At 67.0% G+C, this 20,404-nt stretch carries 18 protein-coding genes and 1 pseudogene; 9 read left to right on the top strand and 10 right to left on the bottom strand.

Going from position 1 to position 20,404, the window contains the following annotated elements; translation table 11 throughout:
• Window positions 1-66: 66 nt before the first annotated feature.
• The 6 genes and pseudogenes from PCA76_RS12815 to PCA76_RS12790 form a co-directional block, all read right to left on the bottom strand.
• Entirely contained in the window at window positions 67-537 is a 471-nt protein-coding gene (locus PCA76_RS12815) for an IS3 family transposase (protein ID WP_272617871.1), read from the bottom strand.
• Window positions 537-995, bottom strand: coding sequence for an IS3 family transposase (locus tag PCA76_RS12810; protein WP_272617869.1), 459 nt, complete (start codon window positions 993-995; stop codon window positions 537-539). Before PCA76_RS12810 ends, PCA76_RS12815 begins: the two co-directional genes overlap by 1 nt.
• Window positions 992-1,297: a transposase gene (locus tag PCA76_RS12805; protein WP_272617867.1), complete on the bottom strand. Its 306-nt coding sequence runs from the start codon at window positions 1,295-1,297 to the stop codon at window positions 992-994. Before PCA76_RS12805 ends, PCA76_RS12810 begins: the two co-directional genes overlap by 4 nt.
• A 130-nt stretch (window positions 1,298-1,427) precedes the next feature.
• Window positions 1,428-2,678, bottom strand: a complete 1,251-nt coding sequence (locus PCA76_RS12800) for a pentapeptide repeat-containing protein (protein WP_172862003.1) — start codon at window positions 2,676-2,678, stop codon at window positions 1,428-1,430.
• A 582-nt stretch (window positions 2,679-3,260) separates the two neighbouring features.
• Window positions 3,261-3,640 (bottom strand): annotated as a pseudogene (locus tag PCA76_RS12795) (IS30 family transposase); the annotation flags it as partial.
• 496 nt (window positions 3,641-4,136) lie between these two features.
• A complete protein-coding gene (locus PCA76_RS12790) occupies window positions 4,137-5,489 on the bottom strand; it encodes an HNH endonuclease (protein WP_272617861.1) in 1,353 nt (450 codons plus the stop codon).
• A gap of 291 nt (window positions 5,490-5,780) precedes the next feature.
• Here PCA76_RS12790 and PCA76_RS12785 point away from each other — a divergent pair, with 291 nt between their 5' ends.
• The 3 genes from PCA76_RS12785 to PCA76_RS12775 all read left to right on the top strand — a co-directional run bounded on the left by PCA76_RS12785 (window position 5,781) and on the right by PCA76_RS12775 (window position 7,887).
• Window positions 5,781-6,461 (top strand): DUF6308 family protein, encoded by a 681-nt coding sequence (locus PCA76_RS12785; protein ID WP_272617859.1) that lies wholly within the window; start codon window positions 5,781-5,783, stop codon window positions 6,459-6,461.
• Between the two features lie 77 nt (window positions 6,462-6,538).
• Window positions 6,539-7,513 carry a DUF4268 domain-containing protein gene (locus PCA76_RS12780; protein ID WP_272617857.1) on the top strand — a complete coding sequence of 325 codons (975 nt, stop codon included), beginning with the start codon at window positions 6,539-6,541 and terminating at the stop codon, window positions 7,511-7,513.
• 170 nt (window positions 7,514-7,683) lie between these two features.
• Window positions 7,684-7,887 carry a hypothetical protein gene (locus PCA76_RS12775; RefSeq protein WP_272617855.1) on the top strand — a complete coding sequence of 68 codons (204 nt, stop codon included), beginning with the start codon at window positions 7,684-7,686 and terminating at the stop codon, window positions 7,885-7,887.
• A gap of 432 nt (window positions 7,888-8,319) precedes the next feature.
• Here PCA76_RS12775 and PCA76_RS12770 read toward each other — a convergent pair whose 3' ends face one another.
• A complete protein-coding gene (locus tag PCA76_RS12770; protein WP_272617853.1) occupies window positions 8,320-8,985 on the bottom strand; it encodes an excalibur calcium-binding domain-containing protein in 666 nt (221 codons plus the stop codon).
• Between the two features lie 343 nt (window positions 8,986-9,328).
• Between PCA76_RS12770 and PCA76_RS12765 the strand changes: the two genes are divergently transcribed.
• From PCA76_RS12765 to PCA76_RS12755, 3 genes are all read left to right on the top strand, one after another.
• The gene (locus tag PCA76_RS12765) at window positions 9,329-10,441 is read left to right on the top strand and encodes a DUF4236 domain-containing protein (protein WP_272617852.1); all 1,113 of its coding nucleotides are present in this window, start codon (window positions 9,329-9,331) and stop codon (window positions 10,439-10,441) included.
• 135 nt (window positions 10,442-10,576) lie between these two features.
• Window positions 10,577-10,924, top strand: a complete 348-nt coding sequence (locus PCA76_RS12760; protein ID WP_272617850.1) for a hypothetical protein — start codon at window positions 10,577-10,579, stop codon at window positions 10,922-10,924.
• A gap of 78 nt (window positions 10,925-11,002) precedes the next feature.
• On the top strand, window positions 11,003-11,713 hold the full coding sequence (locus tag PCA76_RS12755; protein WP_272617848.1) for a hypothetical protein: 711 nt from the start codon (window positions 11,003-11,005) through the stop codon (window positions 11,711-11,713).
• Between the two features lie 915 nt (window positions 11,714-12,628).
• Here PCA76_RS12755 and PCA76_RS12750 read toward each other — a convergent pair.
• The 3 genes from PCA76_RS12750 to PCA76_RS12740 all read right to left on the bottom strand — a co-directional run bounded on the left by PCA76_RS12750 (window position 12,629) and on the right by PCA76_RS12740 (window position 15,513).
• The gene (locus PCA76_RS12750) at window positions 12,629-13,027 is read right to left on the bottom strand and encodes a hypothetical protein (RefSeq protein WP_272617846.1); all 399 of its coding nucleotides are present in this window, start codon (window positions 13,025-13,027) and stop codon (window positions 12,629-12,631) included.
• Window positions 13,028-13,035: 8 nt separating this feature from the next.
• Window positions 13,036-14,448: a hypothetical protein gene (locus PCA76_RS12745; RefSeq protein ID WP_272617844.1), complete on the bottom strand. Its 1,413-nt coding sequence runs from the start codon at window positions 14,446-14,448 to the stop codon at window positions 13,036-13,038.
• Window positions 14,449-14,583: 135 nt separating this feature from the next.
• Window positions 14,584-15,513: a restriction endonuclease gene (locus PCA76_RS12740; RefSeq protein ID WP_272617842.1), complete on the bottom strand. Its 930-nt coding sequence runs from the start codon at window positions 15,511-15,513 to the stop codon at window positions 14,584-14,586.
• A 1,041-nt stretch (window positions 15,514-16,554) separates the two neighbouring features.
• On the opposite strand from PCA76_RS12740, the gene PCA76_RS12735 reads away from it, so the two are divergent.
• The 3 genes from PCA76_RS12735 to PCA76_RS12725 all read left to right on the top strand — a co-directional run bounded on the left by PCA76_RS12735 (window position 16,555) and on the right by PCA76_RS12725 (window position 20,391).
• Window positions 16,555-16,965 carry a hypothetical protein gene (locus PCA76_RS12735; protein ID WP_272617840.1) on the top strand — a complete coding sequence of 137 codons (411 nt, stop codon included), beginning with the start codon at window positions 16,555-16,557 and terminating at the stop codon, window positions 16,963-16,965.
• 85 nt (window positions 16,966-17,050) lie between these two features.
• Window positions 17,051-19,822, top strand: a complete 2,772-nt coding sequence (locus PCA76_RS12730; RefSeq protein WP_272617838.1) for a tetratricopeptide repeat protein — start codon at window positions 17,051-17,053, stop codon at window positions 19,820-19,822.
• Window positions 19,819-20,391, top strand: a complete 573-nt coding sequence (locus PCA76_RS12725; protein ID WP_272617836.1) for a hypothetical protein — start codon at window positions 19,819-19,821, stop codon at window positions 20,389-20,391. Before PCA76_RS12730 ends, PCA76_RS12725 begins: the two co-directional genes overlap by 4 nt.
• The last annotated feature ends 13 nt before the right edge of the window (window positions 20,392-20,404 follow it).

Below are 20,404 nucleotides of genomic sequence, written 5' to 3'. Positions count from 1 at the left end.
CGCTGGCCGTGCCACCGCGCCCGCCTTACGGCATGAGTGAGTCCCCCCGCTTTGCTGGAGCAGTGGTTACCTGCTGCCGGCTGGTGCAGGGGTGGGGATAGTTGGCTCGGCTGGGCCGTGCTGGCGGGTGTGCCAGGCGGTCTCGTACTCGTCGGGGCTGAGGTAGCCCAGTTCGCGTTGGATGCGGCGGGTGTTGTACCAGCCGTCGATGTAGGCGAAGATCGGGTTCTCGGCCTCGTCTCGGGTGCGCCATGAGGTGCGGTAGACGAGTTCGATCTTCAGCGTCGACCAGAAGTTCTCCATGAGCGCGTTGTCGAATGAGTCGCCGATGGAGCCCATTGAGGGCAGGATTCCGTTGTCCTGTAAGCGTTCCGCGAAGCGGAAAGACGTGTAGTTCGACCTGCGGTCCGAGTGGTGGATCAGCTGGCCGTCGCGGACGTCGCGGGACCAGATGCCGTATTCGAGGGCGGCGAGGATCAGGTCGGTGTCGCAGCGGTCGGAGGTCTTCCAGCCGACGATCCGGCGGGGAGAACGCATCACGGACCGCGGCCAGCCAGAACACGCCCTCGCCGCAGGGGATGCGGGGTGGCATCGGCGACCCAGAGCCGGTTCGACCCGGGCGCGGTGAACTGCCGGTTGACCAGATCCGGCGCCGGCGTCGCCCGTGGGTCCTGCCTCGTGGAGCCGCCGCGCCAGCCTCGACGCAGGAACGCGCCCTGCCAGCCCTGGGCCGCCATCAGCCGCTCGACCCGCTTGCGGCCCACGCGAATTCCGTCACGGCGCAACTGCCGGTGCACCCGGTCCGCGCCGTAGGTGCGCCCAGACGCCTCCCAGATCTCGTGGATGTTGGACATCAGCCCCAGGTCGACCACGTCGCGGTCGCAGGGCTGCTCGACCTGCCGGACCCACGCGTAGTAAGTCGAGGCGCCGATGTTCAGGACCCGTAGCAGGAGCACGACCGTGAACTGGTCACGGTGTTCAAAAATGAACGTCATGACCGTCGCCGGGTCGGGCCAAGCTCCGCCGCGAAATACGCACTCGCCGCTTTCAGGATCTCGTTCGCCTGCCGCAGCTCCGCCACCTCGCGACGCAGCCGCCGGTTCTCCTCGACCATCTCGCTGGTGGGCCGATCGATGCGCTCGCCCGCGTCGGCCTCGGCCTGCCGGATCCAGTTCCGCAACGCCTCGTGATGCACGCCGAGTTGCTCGGCCGCCGGATGACGGGCTTTGGGTCCGACTCGGTACAAACGCACAGCGCGCTGACGCAGCTCGTCGGGGTACTTCTTCGTTGCTGCCACGGACGACTTCCTCCCCACGGCCATCAGACCCTGATCAAGAAGCTCGATGAAAGCGGGGGCCGCTCAAGGTCTCCTCGCGTCGACAATCAGCCCAGGGGTCTGATGCGGCGTGACGGAATGGCCAGCTTCTTCAGTCAGCATTCGGTCGGGAGGATGGTGGCATCACCTCGGAGGGATTCTTGGGCTGCAGGCGAACCAACGTACCGCGGTTAGGGTCGTCTTCATCCGGCTGCACGGTCCATCCAGGTGGCCATTCCCGGTCGGCATCGCGGCCGCTTTCGAGGTACTCGTCGCTCGGCGGCAGTACGCGCGCGCCATTGAACATGGCATCCAGGGGCGTATCAGATTGGAATGAGACTCCACCGCTAAAGGTAGCCTCTTCAAACGTGGCGCTATCGATGAAGCGTGCCATGTCAAACCAGGCGCCGCCGTTGAAGGTGACCTTGCTGAACACGGCATAGCCGCCGTAACGGCTGTAGGCCAAGTTGACGTCGACCTTAAAAACTGCTTCGTCGAACCAGACACCGTCATGGAAGGCTGCACTGACGAAGCCAGCTTCCACGAAGGTCGCCCCACGAAAGTCGGTGTGGCCGGCGAAGGTTGCTTTGTCGAACACGGCTTCCTCGTCGAAGCTTGCGCCGCGGAACCCGGCGAAGCCGAAGAAGGTAGCGCCAGTGAAGATCGTGGAGGCTGCAAATTTTGCCCGGTCGAAGACTGCCCCGAGGACCGACAACCCGGCGAACTCAAAGTCGACGAGAGATGCACCGGTCAAGTCCAGACTGATGCCAGGCCAGAAGACGTCGTCCTCGGACGCAACCCGTTGCTGCGCGCGCCCGGCGTCCGCAGCCGACACATCGCGGGGGAGACAGAGGTGGCCAGCGAGGAGACGTTGAGCAGTCAGACGCACTTGGAGCTGCTGCGCGTGCTCCTCCTTTGCGGCCGGCGTAGCTGAATCCGCGAGTGAGTAGGGCATGCGCAAGTAGGCGCACAACACGTCGACCACGGTCTGCCGCTGTCCCAGGTTTGCCTGAGCGAGCTGCGCCAAGGAGTACAGGGCACCGAGCCGAACCGGCGCTTGGGCATGACCGAGCTGCTCGACCGCTTTCATGTAGAGGTCGTTGACATGCCTAACCTCGATGAGCCGATGTGATCGGTCTTGCTCGATCCGCCGGTCCGCTTGATCACGCTGGTTCTGGCGATAGGTGCTGTAGGTGACAACGAGACCGCCAGCCACGGCAAGTCCGGCCAGGGCCTGCACAAGCGTTGTCCGTACGTCGTTCCTGGCCTTGAACTTCTGCTCGGCTGTCAGTCCCTGATGAGGGTATCGGGTGAGTAGCCACGGACCCACCACAAGCGCGAACGCGAGCAGGAGCCCGCCCACGAGGCCGCCAACTCCCCATACCCAGGGACGCGCGCCCCGCACTCGATGCTCTGCCATGGTTCTCCGCATCTGCCTGAAGGGCCACGTTCTCACGCAGTGCTGGGCGGCGACAACCAAGGCCCAAACACAGGGCAGCGTGGAGTGCTGCGTCTGTCGCGGGTGGAAGGTCGGCTCGTGTGGCGTCGAGGATGCCGACGAGTCGGTGTGATGGCGTACCGTCCGATGCGGGGCGTCTCTGATCGGACGAGGAAAATCCTCTGGGCCAGGGCCGGCGGACGGTGTTCCGTCTGCCGCTGCCAGGTCATCACAAAGGAAACTGAGCCTGACGACCCGTCCGTGTCCTTCAAATCGGCCAGCACGTCACGTAGGTCTCGCATCGGCCAGCCGAACTCTACGAAGCCTCACGAGTCGAGTGTGGCAAATGCGGCGTCGACCAGAGCAAGCAGCCGATTGGCGGGCACCGCGGACGAGTCGAACGTCTCGGTCCAACGCCGACTGCACGCCAGGGACCACCTCCAGGGGCCCGTGAACCGACCAATCTGGGAGGTCGGATTCGAGCGGTCGTCGCAACGGTGACGGTCGTCAGGGTGCCAGAGCGGCGTGGAAGACGTCGGCCGGGTGCGCCGGCCTAGCGTCTTGCGAGGCCGGTCGTTGAGGCGTTGCTCGACGGCGCGGAGATCGGCGGCGGTGTGCTGCGACAGGTCCCTGCGGTTGGGGAAGTACTGGCGCAGCGGACCGTTGGTGATCTCGTTCGTGCCGCGCTGCGACGGCCGGCCGGGATGGGCGAAGAGCACCCCGTCACGCAGCAACGGTGCAACCTGCTGTTGATGGGCCATCTCCGCGCCCTGGTCACAGGTCAGTGTGAGGCGCTCGGCCTCGGGAAGTCCCGCCAGTACGGCGAGGGGCGCGTCGCGGACGGCTTCGGCGGTGCGGTCGACGGGCAGGTGCACCAGCCGCAGGTATCCACATCCCGGTTTGATTGGCGCACCTCCGTGTCACTGTCCCCAGTGGCGGGTAGACCGTAGATCGTGTCGGCTGGTGACAGGCGCCATCAGTCCTCGTCGCGCGGTGGCCCCGTCGACACATGGCCCCAGGCCTGGCCCGGTCGACGGGTCGACGAGCGCCTTCGCCGGGGCGTCCGCCTGCCAGTTCGTCACCACTACGGCGTCGGACGCGGCGTCGGAGCGCTCGAAGGCGTACGGCCAATGCGGCATCAGCACCAGGCCGTGACCGGCGAGGCGGGCGAAGACGTGTGCCCTGGGCCGCGCACTGTAGTCACCGCATGCGCCGGTGGTCTCGTGGCTCTCCGCTTTGAGGAGGCGCACAGCACCTGAGGCCGGCTGGAATGCCTGCCGAGGATTCCTGCCCAGGCCCTGATCAGGAGGCTCCCTGTGCGTGCCCTCGTAAGTACCGCCGCGGTCGACCGCACCGTCCGGGTGTCGGTCGGCTGCGGAATCGTCAATCTACGCCGTGGTCGCGGCGGTGCGCTGCCAACGCCCGCTGGTCCGGCCGGTGCGTGGGATCCGCCGTCGGCGGGAGTTCAACCCCGGCGAACTCGCCGTAGTGGTCGAGCCCTTCCGCAACCTGGACCCGGTACGAGTCGTCGATCCAGAGCAACCCTTGGTCGAAGAGGTTGTGTAGGTCCGCTCGGAGTAGAAGGCCATTGGATACCCGGTTGGTGGCCGGCCCGTCGTACGGCTCGATGTGCGCGGCCTGTAGCGCCGCCTCCACGCCGCAACCGCTGATCGCACAGCGGCCCTGGTACGCCTCGATGAGTTGGCGACGGAAGTCGGCCTGTCCCTGTCGGGCCGTCACCTGCGCCAGCCGCCGACGGCGGCCCTCTGGCAGTCCCTCGGGTTCGGGCGCCCGGGCCTCGTCCAGGATCTTGGCCAGGCGGTCCGCCTCTACCGGCTGCACGGCGCGAACGCCCTGCACGACCTTCTCCAATACGTCTGTCCCCGCCACGCCGCGTCTGAGTAGGAAACGGGTGAGCGGCACCTCCCAGCGAATCTCCAGCCGCCACTCCGAACCGTCGCCGTCGGCGCGGAGGTACGGGTCAGCCCAGGCGGTCCCAGCGGCCACGACCCGCCGGTGCGGGGTGCTGGCGTAGACCCAGATGCGGTCCCCGGCCCGGATCTGATGGAAGCAGGAGGAGAGGTGCCAGTCGTCGTATGCGCCGTCGGCTGGCAGGCTCCCAAACATCTCCGGCACGTCCTGGTGGTAGCCCCACATCTCGGTCCGGTCGTTTACCGGATAGATCCACTCGGTGTCGGGGCGCGCGCGGCCCAGCACCTCGTCGACAAGCCGGTGGCTGTGCCCGGCGCCCTGCATAGTCCGCGCGGTGAGGAGGGCGGAGGTCAGGTGCCGGACTGCGGCAGCGAAGCGCTCGTCGGCGAGCGCCGCAACCAGCTGGTCGTACGGACCACACACCCGAGCCTGGTCCGGTCCCGCGTCCCGGTAGTCCGACCGCTCCTCGGTGAGGCCCGGAAACTCCCGGGCCAGGGCTCGGCCGGTCGGCCAGTGCCGACGGAGCACGGACTGCCGGACGACGACGAACCCCTCGGCTACGTCCTGGTTCTCCGGATCGAGCGGTTGGTGCAGAACAAACGTCTCCATCGTTCGCATGCACACCGCGGACAGCCGACGCGGGCTGCTCTTGGTGTTCGGCAGGCAGGAAAGGGTCCAGTACTCCCGCTCCGTGCCGGCCGGGTTGGGCACCGCGACGTCCAGGTACGCCCGGTTCGCCTCGACCACGGCGGAGTAGTACGCGCTCTCGCTGAGCCGCTCGAACTGGTTTTTGCCGTTGGCCACCATATGCTTCGCCGACTCCTCGTCCCGGCCTGAGGCCGACGACCCGAGCGCCCCCAAGTGGGCGATGAAGGAATGGTGATGCTAGTAAATGCGCTGACAAGCACGCTGCCACCGAAGAAAGCCGGGGGTCAGAACGGGACCAACAGCCGACGCGGAACGACCCGCTCGGGTGGCTGTCGTCACCCGAGCGCTCCTCTCGGTGGCCGCCCGGGAGGTTGTCACGGTTGTTGGACGGAAGCAGGCTGGGAACTGGCGGAGACTCCGCCGAGTGATCAGGAAGCAGGTGCCACAGTGGCCCCGATCGAGGTCGCCGGTCGACCTGTGAACGACCCGCTTGGTGTCTTCGTCGACTACTGCAAGGGGCATGCCCGCACGGTCCGCGCCTACGACTGGCTGGCCGGCACGCACCCCGTGCTGACGCCGAAGCTCATCAAGGTAACTCGCGCACCGTACATGGGCAGCAGAATTAGTCGAGAGCAGGAGCGCCACCTGCTCCGGTTGAGCGAAACCGCGCCCTGGGACGATGTCCCGCTCGACGCCCACCTCCGCGACGCCGACCCAATGCTCGACGACGGCCACTACGACTGTGCGCGCCGGTTGTACCAGCACTTTTTCCAGGATCGTCCGCAAGGGCTCGGGCACGCGAAGGTGAGCAAGGCCTTACACCTGGTGCGGCCTGGCCTGTTCCTCATCCTCGACAGCGCGCTGCTGCGGCGGTACCGGCGGGCCGCCGAGGTCGCGGCACGTGAACTGCAGCAGGCAGGCAGCCGGCACGCACCACCGCGGCGGGCCTACTGGGCGGCATACCGCACGGATCTGCTGCAGGCCACCGAGGGCCTCGCGTTGTTGCGGGGCGCCGCACGCGACCACGACGATCCACTGGTCGCCGAGGCAGCGGATCGCCTGTCGGACGTACGCCTGCTGGACATCCTCGCCTGGATGCCGGACCGAGGGGCTTCAGCGGCCTCGTGACGGTCGACCTGCGACGCCAGCACCAATATGGTGGTCATGGGCGTCAGGCCCCGCCTCAGACCGATACGGTCGGCGATATGACCTCTGTGGATGCCGGCGAAGGACTGCCCACGCTCGGCAAGCTCGAACTACTCGACGCGCGGCAAGTCTGGAAGCACGAGGCGCACACCTTCACGCCGTGGTTGCTGGCGAACGCGGACGTGCTCGGCGAGCTGCTCGGCATGGACTTGGCGCTGTCGTCAGCGGAACACCCGGTGGGCGGATTCTCGTTGGACCTGATCGGCGTCGATGAGGCGACGAACGAGACAGTAATCATCGAAAACCAGCTGACGAGGACAGACCACGGCCACCTGGGTCAGTTGCTGACCTACGCCGGTGGGACGGATCCGGTCAACGTGGTGTGGATCGCGACCGAGTTTCGCGACGAGCATCGGGCCGCGTTGGACTGGCTCAACACCCGTACGGACAAGAACACGCGGTTCTTCGGCATTGAGATCAGTGCGGTACGCATCGGCGAGTCGGCGCCGGCGCCCCTCATGCGCCTGGTCGTGCAGCCGAACGACTGGGGCAAGAAGGTCAAGGCGATCGCCAAGGGCGACACCGCGGCAAGCGACCGAGCATTGGCCTACCAGGAGTTCTGGACGAGGTTCCTGGAGACGGTCCATGACCGCAAGCTCGGGTGGACGACGTCGACCAAGGGCTCGCCGCAGAACTGGCAGTCCCTGCCCGCCGGTATGAACGGCATGTCGTACACATGCACGTTCGGCCGATCGGGCCTGTCGAGCGAGATCTTCTTTCAGGACCCCGATCCCGCGGTCAACGACGCGCGTTTCGCCGTCGCCCGCGCCAAGCTGGAGCCGACTTTCAGAAACACCCTGTCGTACGAACCGCTACAGGCCAGGAAGGGTTGCCGCATCGCGGAGTACCGCGAGGGTGACATCGGCAACGGAGACGACTGGCCCGAGTACATAACCTGGTTCATCAATGCTCAGACCCGCCTTCGTACGGCAATAGCCGAAGCCGGTGGCCTGGCCCAGCTCATCACTCCCTAGCGGTGCACCATTCTCGGTGAGGCGAAGCGGCGAGGCGGCATGCCACTGTACGAGACACCTGCGGCGGCACGACGCGGCCCGGTTCGCCACCCTCGGGCTCTACGAGCGCAAGGACCTGCAACGACTCCTCCGGGAACGACATTGCCGTGCTCAGCCCCGATCGTCTGGTCGTGGCCGAGGAGTTCGGCAACTGGGAGGACGCCCGGCGCCGGGTCGACCTGCTCGCCGTAGAGAAGGCCGGGCATCTCGTGGTCATCGAGCTCAAGCGCACGGACGACGGCTTGCGGGGTCTCTGGTGTCCAGAAGATCCGCAAATCCTCACGTGCCCTAACTTGATCTTTAACCTTGGGGTCCTGTGGGGACCCCAAGGTTAAAGATCAAGCTCAGGGATTCGCGCAAGAACCGGGCGGTAGCAGCGTTCGGCGCGGTGGCGATGCCTGAGCTTCCCAACACGAAGCCCGGCCCACGCCGACGGGCACAGCCGCGACTCGGCAGCAACAATCACCCCCACGCCGAATGCCGGGAAACTGGTGGCGACACCAGCGAGGTTGACCCAGAGCTCCTGGACGCGGTTTAACACAGCCGATCGAGCCATCGACGCATCCTTCCCCGCCTATCCCCTCGCCTGACACTCACTTAGCGGCCGACTGAATCCGGCGCACAGGTCGACTTGCCCGTCGCCCACCAGCTCGCAACCTCGATCGAGGCTGCGACTGGCCGCATGCCCGGCTGCCAATGGACGTCGATGGTCATCACTGGTCGGGTTCTGACGCCCTGACACCCTAGTGACGCCCTGACCTCTACCTTCACTGTTCGCAGACGATGCCATCTCTGTCGCGGTCCTGGTACCAGTCGTACTCGGGGTCCGAGCCGTCTCGGTACGGCCCAAGACCGTGATCATTCGCCTCGGCGCAGGTGCCGTAGCGTGGATCATTCTTTGGTGCTGGTTTGGGCTTGGTGGGAGCAGTGGTCCGCGGCGCAGTCGGCCGGGGTTTGGTGCTAGGAGAAGCTGACTGGGCCTCGTCGAAGGTTTTCCAAGACACCACGGAGGAATGCTGCGGCTTGCAGAGGTACTTGCTGGCGACGAGCATCGTCTCGGTCGTCCGGGCCCGTTCAGCAGCCGGAACCGCTGCTGCCAGTGCACCCGCATCTCCGCCGGTTCCCACGAGCTTTTCGCACGTCACCTTGCCCAGCGCTAGCAACTCATCTTGCCCGACGCCCGGCCAGATCACCGCCGCTTCTGCCACGTAGTCCCTCTCGGCGAGTTGGCGCCCATTAAGGGACGGGGCAGCGCTAGGGGACGCCTCCGTCTTCTGCGACTTCGGCACTCCAGGCGGATCATCGTTCTCGATCAGGCTGACAACTCCAGCACCGCAGCAGCACAGCAGCAGAACGACGGAGGCAAGTCCGATCCAGCCCTTGCGGCCGAGCTTCTTTCCCGTCACCGCCTGGGACGGCGCCAGCCGTTGCATGGGCGGTAGCTCCGGGCCAGCCTCCTGCCTGTAGGGCTGGTTCGCCGAGTGCGGTTCATAAGTCGGGGGCTGCGGCGGGGGCGGCTCTTGACCCTGCCACGGGTCCTGCGGTGGTGAATGGGTCACGGTCGGGAGTCTGCCCTGGTCCGTAAGGGTGAACACCATCCGATTGGCCGGCTGGTTGCGACCAGCCAGCTGGATCTTGATGCGGCGTCGGTACGCCGCCCTCTCTGTCCGGCCCACGCCATCATGATCATCAGCGGTAAGGAGTGACCATGCGTCTGGACCTACATCGGGCGACAGGCTGAAGGGCAGAGCCAGGCCTCGGCCCTATGGTCAGGACGTGGGATTTTCCATCAAGCTCGCTCCCGGGGTGCGGATTCGCGCTTCCTCGCGCGGCATCCGTACCAGCGTCGGCCCTCGGGCAGCCCGTGTTCACTTCGGCGCCGGGAGCACCGGCATCTCCAGCGGCGTCGGACCGGTCGGGTTCTACACCTCACTGGGCGGTGGCCGCCGAGGCGCGCCGGCGGCAAACTACCAACGGGAAATGGCCGCGCAGCAACGCCAGGCCACGCAGTCGCAGCGCACCGAGGAAGCCAGGAGCCTTGCACAAGCGTTTCTGCGCATCCTCGACCTGCACCGAGTGGAGTTCCCCGCCGCGTCCCGACCGATCGCGCCTGAACCCTCACCGCCTGACCGCACCGTCATCTATAAGCACTACGAGCGGCACGCTCTTGCCGGCATCGGCATCTTCGACCGGACCAAACGAACGCAGGCGAAACAACGAGCGACCGAGTGGACCGAGGCCGAGGTGCAGCGGCAGTGGACCAGCCTTCGAGAGCAGCAGGCAGGCTGGCAACGGTACTTCGACGGCCGCTGGCAGCAACTGTGCAGCAACGAGCCGGACGTCGTCCTGGAGACTCTTGAGGAAGCCTTCGAGGACAACGAGGCAGCCAGCGCCGCAGTCGGGGTCACCGGCGACGAGGTTTCCCTCGTGGTGCTGGTGCCCGCGGTTGACCAGGTGGTGCCGGAGCGAATGCCGACGACAACGCAGGCTGGCAACCTGTCGCTACCTAAGCTGGCGCAGCGCGACCGCGCGGACTATTACAAGGCGTTCGTCTGCGGACAGGTCCTAGTCACCGTGCGGGAAGCCTTCGCCGTCGCACCCGGCATCGCCGCAGCACGCATGGCTGTGCTTCGTCAGGATGGACTGGACAGCTACGGCCGACCCCGCGTGTCGTGCCTGATGGCGACTAGATTGGAGCGCGGCGCGCTTACCGGAGTGCGGTGGCTGGAGGCTGATGCAGCCGACATCGTCAACGACGCCAACTCGGAACTGCTACTCAACCAGCGACCGCGTACCGGGGAACTCCTGCCGTTGAAGCTCGAGACCGAGCCCGCGCTGGCCGAACTCATCAACGCCGTCGACCTGGCCGAACTCACCGCTGCCACCTAGCACCCGCCCTGACGCCTCGCTTACAAGAGGGACACGATCTCTTCATCGGGCTGGTCTAGGCGTTCGAGGTGACCCGACGTGGTTTCGACAGCATCCCTAACAAGGTGTCGGGTGTCGGTCGTAAGTTCTGCAGCCGTGCGCGCCCTTCAGACTTACCGCTATCTCCAGCCATCCACGCTGCACCCGGGTGACCTGGCGCTGCAAACCAGTGGCGGGCCGGCTACGCACCCGCAGTTCTTCTCCGGTTTCCTGACGACTCCGCAGGCGGCGGCCGCCGGGCGACTGGCGGTCGCCGAAGTGGCCCGGACCCGCTATCACCAGCCGGTCAGCCCGGCGAGCCTCGATCCCGTGGTCACCGGCAGCTGGGACCGGATGCGCTTCGAATCGTTCTCCGGCTGCTGCGGGGTGTACGCGCGGCTGGACGTTGTGCCGGCCGGCTTCGACGGCGACATTGTCGAGCACGGCACCACCACGTCGACGTGAACGCGCCGCTGCGGGAGGCACTGGCCCGGGTGGGCGGCATCGACCCTGCACCTGTCGGGGGGGCCAGACGACCTGACCGTGTCCACCCTCGACGGTCCTGTGGTGGAGAAGATGGTGCCGTTGCCTGGGCGTTGGCTGCGGGGGTTCGCCGAGGTCCATCTGATCGCTGCGGCCATGGAGCCCCGGGCGGAGATCCCAGCGGCGGAGGCGGCCGCCTTCCTGCGCCGGCTGGCGGCGGGCAACAACCGATCGGTGCTCTGGGTGGTGTCGGCCGGTCGCTCGCTGCGGCTGACCTCACGCCCGGTGCCCGGCGCGGTGTGCCTGGCCGGCGCCACACGGCTCGCCACGCTGCGTGGGCTGCTGCGATACGTGAAGACTCTGCGGGTGTACGGGCCACCGGCGGCGGCCGGATCGCCGCCGCTGCCCAGCGTGTGGGAGCTCGATACCGGCGCGCTGCGGCTGTCGCTGACCCTGTCGCCGGAGTCCTACCGGGGTTTCTCCGGCGAGGGCGGCGCGCTGACCGCACTCGCCACGGACGACGTGGCCGACGACGCCGCGCTGCTGTCCTGGGACCCGACGATCGATGTCCACGCGTTGGCCGCCTCGGCGGGGATCTCGGCGGACCGGGTCCGGGCCGCGCTGGCCCAGCTGGGCACCGCCGGCCGTGTCGGCTTCGATGTGGCCGAGGCGGGCTACTTCCACCGGGTATTGCCGTCTCCGAGACCTGCGACTTCGACAGCTGCCGGTTCCACAGCTCCAGACTCCTCGTGCACGTATCGACTACCGTGACCGCGGGGGTAGTTGCCAAGGCAGCCCTCGTGGGGAACGAGGAGATTTGAACCCAGAAGAACCTCTTGTCGAGCCTCGTTCAAGGCTTGTCATTGCTTGTCAAAACCCCTTGTTACCGACAGTAATCGTCCCAAGCTTGTCATTGCTTGCCGAAAGTGGTCGCTGGGCTGCAGAGACATCCCCATGCGCTCATCGCTGCTTGTCACCCTTCGTCAACTATCGGCCGGGGTTTTCGGGGGGTAAACGGGGACCCCACTCCGCCAGGTCTGAGCGCCCCGCTGCAACTGCCAACCTGCCGTGCGCGCCTCACAGCATGCGTACTGACCGAACCTGTGGCAGCCCTTCCTCGGTCAGCACCACCGTCACCGCAACCTAGTGCGGTGGCGGCCTCTGAATGCCATCTTGCAACGAGCGGTCCACAGGGCACTTGCACGACGAATGTAACTTCATCCGACGGATCCGATCCGCGAAAGGCTTCGGTGCTGCGGCCCCCGGCCGCCCGACCACCGCTAGTCGATCATGACGACCAGCCGGTGACCGCTTGCCGTCGATCTTCCGATGACAGAGATGCCGTCCTCGGCCCCCGCACCACCACGACCGGCGTACGGCGCTCCGCTCCCGACGTGGCCAGGACAACGACCGCACGGCCAAGCAGGAAGGAGACCCGTTCCGCCAGAGCTGGCCCACGCCGACTCGCCACCCGGCGTTGATGCGCCAGTTGGCGACGCCATTGACCGCCGGCAAGCCGATCGCGACCTAACCCGCTTGGGTTCCAGCCTCATACGGGGCGTCATGCACGACGACCGCGCCGGCGGGTCGAGCGGCCGAGGAAATACAGGTAGATTGCGACTGCTCGCACGTGGCAGCTGCCCCCGTTCGGGTGGATCCCGATCGACGAACCGCGCTGGCGAGGCGTCAGCGATAGCGCTCGCCCGGGTTCTCCACGGTGAGCCACCTGAATTCGTGCGTCCCGGCATCTTGGCCATAGTGCCGGGCTTTGTACTGCTTGAGGGCGGCATGCCACTGGCTGAGGATAAGGACCGCATCGCTGTTCTGCGGGAGAGTCTCTTCGTCGAGCATGTCCACGAAGGCGTGGCTGGGATCATTCTCGATGATCTTGCTGAGCTCGCCAAGCAGCCGGTTCAGCATCTTGATCTTGAGGGTGTTGACAATGCCGTCCTGCTTCTTCTTGGACAGCTCGGTCATCTCGCGGTGGGCGGCCTCCAGCATCGGGACGAGCCGGTCGTAGGTCGCGGCCTGATCCTCGGTCGGCGACGGCGAGGATGCATCGTTGGTGGCGGTGCGGCGGGGCATACGGTCTCCTATTTCGGGAGCATGCGGGTGAACTCGACGTACTTCTTACGCAGCGCCTCGATGGGCCGCCGCCCAGAGTCAAGCAGGGCGACCATCAGCTCGAGGTCGGAGTCATTCAGGCAAAGGACGGCTCGGCGCTTGGACGAGTGCAGGTCGATGATGTTCCGCTGGACGCTGCTCTTGGGCGGGTGGCGCGCGACAAGGATGCCGAGACGGCCCATGTCGTCGTCGTCGAGGTAGCGGTAGAGCTGGTTGACGTGTTCGGTGTCGAGCTCGGCGACGTTCTTGAGTTCGAAGACGAGCTGGCGGGCGCCGTACAGGTTTCGCAGGTCGGTCAGGAACGGTGTTTTGCCGTCGTTGTGGAAGATGACGTCGCGGATGTGGGCACCGCTGATGGTGCGCTCCTGCTGGCCGGCGAGGTCGAGTTCGGGGTAGAGCGCCGAGGATAGGACGTCGAATGCGAGGTCTTCGAACTTCTTGTCCGCGCCGTTGACCCGGCCGGTCGGCAGCGCCTTGACCTCCTTGACCTTCTTGGCGATGGTCGTGAGGCGCAGCGGGGTGAACAGCGGGTCGGGGGCGCAGACGTCGGCGGCGGCCTCCCGCTCGGCGACGTAGCCGCGGACGGTATCAAAGTGGGCCTGGTTGTATGCGAGCACGTCCTGCTTGGCGACGGCCCGGCCCGTGCGCCCCGGCGGCAGCACAAGCGGCGCGTAAGCTGTGCGGTAGTAGTCGCCGTAGTTAATCCACGGCAGCCGACGCAGTAGGTTCAGCGGCGCGAGCAGGACGGGCGAGCCGTCGGACGGGTTGTACGGAAGGTGCGCGTCGAACGGCCGCCAGTCGAGCGCAGCCGGGTCCCAGCCGACCAGCCGGCGGCGTGTCGTCGGGATGCCCCACTGCTGGCAGTGACGCTGGGTGAACTCGGCCAACCACCGTTTGATGACCGAGGCGGTCAGGTCGCTGATGCGGTCCTCGGCGATGCCCGGCACGAGCAGCGCGAGGATCTCCAAATGGTCCAGGCCCGCGGTCTGCAACTGGGGTACCTGCTGGAACGTGCGAATGATGCCGTCGATGGTGCCCGGGCCCAGGGCCGATCCCCGCTTGGTCCCGGCGGCGTAGCCCAGGCCGAGCTCGACCGGCTCACTGACCTCCGACAGGAGCATGGCCGCCCGGGTAGCCTGCCCGCCGACGGCCTGCCGACGGACCTCCTCGACGAAGCCGAGCAGGTCGGCGTGAAGCTGCCGGTACTGCGGGTCCTCAGACTTCCAGAGCAAGAAAGGGTCGAGGTAGAGCGGAAGGTCCTCGCGCAGGTGAGGGACTACGAAGTCCACCTCGTCTTGCCGGATGACCAGGCCGAAGACGTCACTCAGTCGTGGGTTAACGATGCCCGCGGCAGGATCAACCTCGTCGTCATCCGTTGCCACGCCCGTCCCGCCCTTCGTCGCTTCTCCGAGCAGTCACGTTAACGGAAAGCCCCGACACGTTCGGCACCTCCACCACGCGGACGCATCCAGCCCTCGCCTGCCGGGCCGCGCCCGCACGGTCTCTGGTGGGTCGGGTCAGAACATTTCGGTGACCGGGAAGTGGCAGCTGCCGGTGTCGTTGGCGTGCCGCTTCTTACGCCGCAGCACATCGTCCAAGGGGATGCGTCCTTCGAGGATCGTGAAGAGGTCGGAGCCGCTCATCGTCATGAAGCAGGTGCCCTCGCTGTAGGTGGTACGTGCGGGCTCGCTCAGATCGTTGATGCTGATGATCAGCCCCAGCGCGTTCTTGCCCTTACGCTCGACCTTTTTGGCGAAAGCGTCGGCCTGTTCCCGGCTGACTGGATCCTTGGTCCACTTCGCCTCGATGATGTAGTCGTCGGTGTCGAAGCTGACCGACCCGTCGATCTGCTCGGCCGCCAGCGAGTAGGCCAGCCGCGGGGAGAGGTCGAACAACGCGAACAGGGTGTTGAGGAAGTCCTCGAACTGCCGACCACGCTCGTGCACGTCGGCCATCGAGTGCATGGCCAGGAATCGGCCGCGCAGGTCGTCGAGGTCCTGCGCGAAGCGCCGCTGCAGCTCGACTTGCTGGGTGTAGGCCGCCTGCTCGGCATCCAGGCGCTCACGTTCGCTGATTAATTCTTCGTACGCGGCCGTGTACGTCTTCAGGTCGGCGACGGCGGCCTGCGCCCGCGGCAACCACTTCTCGGCGTTCTCGTGCCGCTCCAGCTCGGGAAACCGCTGCATGTTGGCTAGCTCGACCATCAACTGCACGCTCGCGTGCTGATAGAGCCGCTCGCCCTCGATAAGCCGGTCGACCACCTCGTCGGCGATCTCGCGCGTCGAAACCCCAAAGTTCACCCGGGCCAGCAACTCCGGATGCTCCCGCAACGCGGCCCGCAGAAACTTCTCCAGCGTCGGCCGATACCAGAACACCCCGGCCAGCGCAGCCCGCAACGCGTTGTACGCAGCACCGGAGATCCGCTTCGTCGCTCGGCTCTCGCTCATCGGCTCCCATCCCGCTCGATCGAGACGACCACCACCTCTAACGCTCCGCCACCGACTGACATTAGGCACCCGCACCACACACCCGCCAGAGCCGTCCCCGCCGGACGCCTACTCTCACGGGGCTGCCGCCCTCCGTCATCCCGCGTCGACAGGTAGGGCGCAGGCCCGGTGTTGGGGCGCGCCCCGATTACGGGCCGCTCGCCGACAGCGTCCAGTCCGAGTCGGGCTCGCTACGCTGCAAGCCCGTACCGAGGACAAAACGCGTTGCCAACTCAGTCAGAGTCTCAGCAGGCTCATCGATGTAGCCGGCCGCCGCCGTAGGTACAGCATCTGAGAAGCGTCTGCACGGCGGTTCACATCGGCCCGGGTTCGGTTAGCTGGGAACTTGCCGGAACGCGGAGCACTTCGCCGTTCGCGCCTCGACCTCCGTTTCAGGAGCCAGGTGCTCGTGGGGAACGAGGGGAATTGAATCCACGAAGACCGCCGGCAGCACCGGCGCGAGAAGCTCGAATAGGCGGTTCGCCTGCTCCGGGCCGTACTCGCCCCAGGTTTCCGTCGCCAGCAGCCACCAATCCCCGCAGCAAGCGGCTCCACCTCGACGAACGCACCCGACGCGTAACGCCGACGCAGTTCGCTGTCACAGAAATTTCTGACGATGTTGTTGACGACCGTGCCCCGGTCGCCCGCGGGAACGTCGAGAACGCCACGAACTGGAACCACAGGTCGTCGCCGGCACTCGGGCGCCACGAATAGGAGCTCGATCCGATCAGTCGGATGGGTTCTCATCGAGCCGTGGTGGCTCGCAATCGTAAGCAATCAGTGATGATCTCTGAGATCAGATCGAGCCACTGACATTTAGAGAGCGGCGTCGCTTGGGTCCTGATTGCCAACCGGCCGGCAACCACCTACACGGCACTCCTACGACCGGCGGGCAGGAGCGGCTCTGACATTCAACCAGGCATCCCTCAGCTGTGAGCTCGATTGTTTTGATCTCCGTCCTCGTGTTGACTGTCCCGATCGTGGCGGCGAAGGAAGGTCACTATGCCTCCGGTGGATTCCCGGGTAGGACGGTGCTGGTTCTGGCTGTTTTTCGGCCTCGTGGGCGGTGTCATGGCGGTCGCGTGTGCGCGGCTGTTGCGGGAGCCGCTAATCGATTACTTCCGGCGGCCGCTGTCCGAGCGCGACGAGATCGCCAGCGTGGTGGGCATGTTCGTCGGCATCACAGCGCTCCTGGTGTCGGCCATCGGCTTGATCGTCTCGCTTGTTCAGGCAAGGCGGGCGGTCCCCGAGCAACTGGTCGCGCCTCTAACGCCGACGGACCGGGCTGCTCCGGCGGCGCCGACAGCTCCGATTAGCATGCACATCAACGCGTCGGCACCCCTGTCCACGGCGCAGGGTGTGATCAACGGCGACATCAAGAACGGCCCGAACCCGGGCGACAATGGCTCATAGCGGCCACCAGCGGGCTTCCGCAACGGCCGGCTTCGCGTACGGGGTCACAGGCGCTGACGTGCACAAGCGCCCGGACGGGTCACCGGTGTACCTGCTGACGACGGGCACGGGCCGCCGACGAGCCGACCCGGACTGGCTGCTGGAGCTACCCAGCCGCATGCTCAACGCGGCCTTCGGCGTCGTCGACTTCGTCGGGCGCGGCACTGAGCTCGCCGCGCTGCATCAGTGGCGCATCCGTTCGGCCCGGCTGGCCGCGTGCCTCATGTATGCCCCGGGGGGACAGGGCAAGACTCGCCTGGCTACACGGTTCGCGGAGGAGGCCGCAGCCGAAGGGTGGCGAGTGGTCCAGGCCTCGTCCGGTACGGGGTCAGTCCTGCCTTCTGCGTCGGCGTACGACCTGAGTTTTGCCGGAGCCGCCGGAATCCTGCTGATCGTCGACTACGCGGATCGCTGGCCGCTCACCGAGCTGTCGATGCTGCTCGCCAACTCGCTGCTGCATCGCGACGGTGTGCGCGTGCGGGTTCTGCTGCTCGCGCGCGCCGACGACCTTTGGCCGGCGCTCAACGCCCTAGTCGGGGAACACGGCGCACAGTGCGCCCGTCTGCGGCTGGCACCGGTCGGGACTGAGCACGGCCGGCGGCAGACCATGGCGGAGACTGCCCGTCGCTGCTTCGCCGAGGTATACGGCGCCGAGGAGGCCGACGTTGCCTTGCCACGGCTGAATGGCGACGACGGTGAACTGGGTCTCACGCTTACCCTGCACATGGCCGCCCTGGTCGCGGTGGATGCACACGTCACAGGCAGGCGGCCACCGGCGGAACTGGGCGGGCTAAGCGTCTATCTACTCGACCGCGAGCACCGCCACTGGGCGCTGCTGCACGAGCAGGCTGCAGTCACGACCCCGGCCGCAGTGATGAACCGGGTGGTGTTCACCGCGTCGATGACCGGCGCGATGCCCCGGCCGGCCGCCTCCGGCCTGCTCGAACGCCTCGACGTCGCCGACCCGGCGCTAGATGACCATGGCCGCTGCTACCCCGCCACCGCCGTCGGCCTCGACGCCCTCGAACCGCTCTATCCCGATCGGCTGGCCGAGGATTTCCTCGCGCTCACCCTGCCCGGACATGAGGCCGACTACCCGGCTCAGGACTGGGCCCTGCCCACCACCGAAGGGATCCTAGGCACCGACGTCGCCGCCACCTCATCGGGGCGGCGGCGTGCCCTCACCTTCTTGATCGCGGCGGCCGCGCGCTGGCCACACCTGCGCGAGGCGTACCTTTATCCGATCCTGCTGCGCGCACCGCAACTCGCCCTCGACGCAGGCAGCGGCGCGCTCGCCGCGCTCGCCACCGTACCCGGCCTTTCCCCCAAGGTGATGCTCACACTGGACCAGATGTTCCCCGAGGACAACCATGTGGACCTTAACTCGGGTATAGCCGCGATCACCGAGGTCCTCACCGTATGGCGGGACGAGGTCCATCCGGATCCCTTGGTTCGCGCCGACGCACACGTGCGGTGCGGGTACCGCCTTACCAACGCCGGCCGGCACGCTGACGCGCTCGCACACGAAGGACGTGCGGTGGAGCTGTGCCACGACGCGGACCCAGACCAGGACGGCCGGCTCGCGGTCCTCGGGGACGCACTCGCCAACCTCGCGGTTTCGCTGGGCGTCGTAGGCCGCCGCGACGAGGCCCTCGCACGGGCCAAGGAGGCGATCGCGGTGAGACGTGAACTGGCGCGCGACGGCAACGCGGACTCCCTCGCCGACCTTGCCAGCGCGCTCGGCAACCTGGCGGTGGACCTAGGTCGGGTAAACCGGCGCGACGAGGCGGTGACGGCGGCCCGCGAGGCGGTCACGATCCAGACGCGGCTCGCCAAGATCGACCGGACTCATCTACCGCAGTTGGGCATCGTGCAGCTGAACATGTCCCGGGCGTTCGCCGACGTGAACCGGTGGGAGGACGCATTGGCACACGGGCTCGAAAGCAACCGAATCCGGGCCGAACTGGCCGAGGCACAGCCACAGACGTACCGGCCCCAGCACGCCAAGGCGCTGGCTAACGTCGCCGCGCAGCTCACCGACCTCCACCGTCCCGGGGAGGCCCTCCCGTACATAGAGGAGTCGGTCGCCATCCAGCGTGAGCTGGCCGACGCCGACGATATGTATGTCCCGGAGCTGTCAGCCGCGCTCGACACCCTCAGCCGGTGTCTGTCCGGTCTCGGCCGGACCGGCGCCGCCGTCGCCGTCGCCCACGAGATGCTGGCGATCGATCAACGGCTCGCCGCTACCCGGCCCGCCGCCTTTCTCCCAGACGTCGCCCGCGCCCAGAGCGAGCTGTGCAACCGGTTGGCCGAAGCAGGCCGCTACGCCGAGGCGCTAGACGCCGCCCGTGAGGCAGTGGCGATCCGGCGCCAGCTTGCCGAGGCGAACCCCGCAGCGTTCATGCCGGACCTGGCCGCCTCGCTGCACGAGTTCGCCCGCCGCCTGTCCGCCGGCGGCGAGACCGACGAGGCAATCCGTATCCTCCGCGAGGTCATCCCCCTGCGACGTGCGTTGCTGGAGCAGATGGCACCCGGAGACGCCCGATTCTTCGAGCCCGAGCTCGCACTCTCGTTGAACAACCTTGCCACCTGTCTGGCCGACGTAGTCCGGCGGGAGAATCCGCTCGGACGACCCCGGATCCGACCGTCTCGGCGCAAGCAGGAGCTTACGCTCCTCACCGAGGCGGTGGCCGCCGTCGAAGAGTCCACCGCTCTCCTCGCCCGGCACGTGGGGAGCCGGCCGGAAGTGGCACCCGCGCTGGCATCGGTGTCCGAGTTCCGGCGTGCCCTGCACGCCCGAATCGGCCGGTATACATGACTGGCATCCGGCAGATCATCACCGCCAACGGTGGATTCGCGTACGGTGTCATCGATGGCGACCTGTACACGGTAGGCCCGCCTCGGAATCGCTACCTGCTCACGCCCTGGCGCCCGCCGGCACCCCACCCGCTTGCACCTAGCCTGCCGGCCGTCGATTACGGCGACCTGAGCACTTGGCGGAATCGTCCCGCGAACCTGGCCCTGCGCTGGTTGCACGGCGGCAGGGAGGGGCGCTCGGCGATGCGGGACGCGTTCGCAGCGTCCTGCCACGCGGATCGGTGGCAGGTGGTGGAGGTGTCCCGGATCGGCCCAGGCGACCCAACACCGGCGGTCGAGCCGATCCCCGACAATGCAGTTCCCGCCGGCATCCTGCTCCTCGTCGACGAGGCCGCCAGCTGGCCGCTAAAAGAACTCACATGGCTGCTCAGCAACGCGTTGTTCCACCAGCCGCACCGTCCGGCCCGCGTCCTGTTCGGAGCCGACACCCTCAATGCCTGGCCCGCGCTGCGCGCGTCGCTGGCGCACCTCCGGGCCCGCGACTCGGCGCAGCGCGCACCGTCTCGGTGATCCGATTTCAACG

The organism is Micromonospora sp. LH3U1 (genome assembly GCF_028475105.1).
GTDB lineage: Bacteria > Actinomycetota > Actinomycetes > Mycobacteriales > Micromonosporaceae > Micromonospora.
Note: the sequence above shows the minus strand (reverse complement) of the source record. Positions and strands in the feature narration are given on the sequence as shown.

Coding starts and splice junctions, on each gene's coding strand:
- PCA76_RS12735 (WP_272617840.1), top strand. CDS start 16,555: ATGCCTCCGGTGGATTCCCGGGTAGGACGGTGCTGGTTCTGGCTGTTT.
- PCA76_RS12770 (WP_272617853.1), bottom strand. CDS start 8,985: ATGCAACGGCTGGCGCCGTCCCAGGCGGTGACGGGAAAGAAGCTCGGC.
- PCA76_RS12815 (WP_272617871.1), bottom strand. CDS start 537: ATGCGTTCTCCCCGCCGGATCGTCGGCTGGAAGACCTCCGACCGCTGC.
- PCA76_RS12810 (WP_272617869.1), bottom strand. CDS start 995: ATGACGTTCATTTTTGAACACCGTGACCAGTTCACGGTCGTGCTCCTG.
- PCA76_RS12780 (WP_272617857.1), top strand. CDS start 6,539: ATGACCTCTGTGGATGCCGGCGAAGGACTGCCCACGCTCGGCAAGCTC.
- PCA76_RS12725 (WP_272617836.1), top strand. CDS start 19,819: ATGACTGGCATCCGGCAGATCATCACCGCCAACGGTGGATTCGCGTAC.
- PCA76_RS12740 (WP_272617842.1), bottom strand. CDS start 15,513: ATGAGCGAGAGCCGAGCGACGAAGCGGATCTCCGGTGCTGCGTACAAC.
- PCA76_RS12750 (WP_272617846.1), bottom strand. CDS start 13,027: ATGCCCCGCCGCACCGCCACCAACGATGCATCCTCGCCGTCGCCGACC.